At 65.8% G+C, this 596-nt stretch carries 1 protein-coding gene and 1 pseudogene; both read right to left on the bottom strand.

What is annotated here, in order from left to right:
- Positions 1–257, bottom strand: a pseudogene (locus NQ160_RS24455) (50S ribosomal protein L11); the annotation flags it as partial.
- A gap of 183 nt (positions 258–440) precedes the next feature.
- Positions 441–596: transcription termination/antitermination protein NusG (gene nusG / locus NQ160_RS24460; protein ID WP_374113717.1), on the bottom strand; the 156-nt coding region annotated here is incomplete at its 5' end.

Raw genomic sequence — 596 nt, forward strand, 5'->3', positions numbered from 1 at the left:
CCGGCGGCCTTCTTGATGAGCTCTGCGGCCGGCGGCGTCTTCAGGATGAACGTGAAGCTGCGGTCCTCGTAGACGGTGATCTCCACGGGGATGACGTTGCCGCGCTGCGACTCGGTCGCGGCGTTGTACGCCTTGCAGAACTCCATGATGTTGACGCCGTGCTGACCGAGCGCCGGACCGATCGGCGGCGCGGGGTTCGCGGCGCCGGCCTTGATCTGGAGCTTGATCAGGCCGGTCACCTTTTTCTTGGGTGCCATGCTTCTTCCTCTCTCGAATCGGATGCCGGAGCAGCCGGTTCTCCCGCGATTCCGGCCCTTCCGGACCGCGGTGTGCCTGCGCGCGCGAAATCCACACGCAAACCACGACAGTCTACCGCACCTCACGACGACGAACGCCCCGCGGCCGATCGGCTGCGGGGCGTCCTTCGTGACCGAATGCGGTCAGAGCTTGGTGACCTGGTCGAACGACAGCTCGACCGGGGTCTCGCGCTCGAACAGGGAGACGAGCACCGTGAGCTTGCCGCTCTCGGGCTTGATCTCGCTGATCGAACCGGGAAGGCCGGCGAACGAGCCCTCCTTGATCGTGATGGTCTCGCC

It is taken from the genome of Microbacterium sp. zg.Y909 (assembly GCF_024626565.1).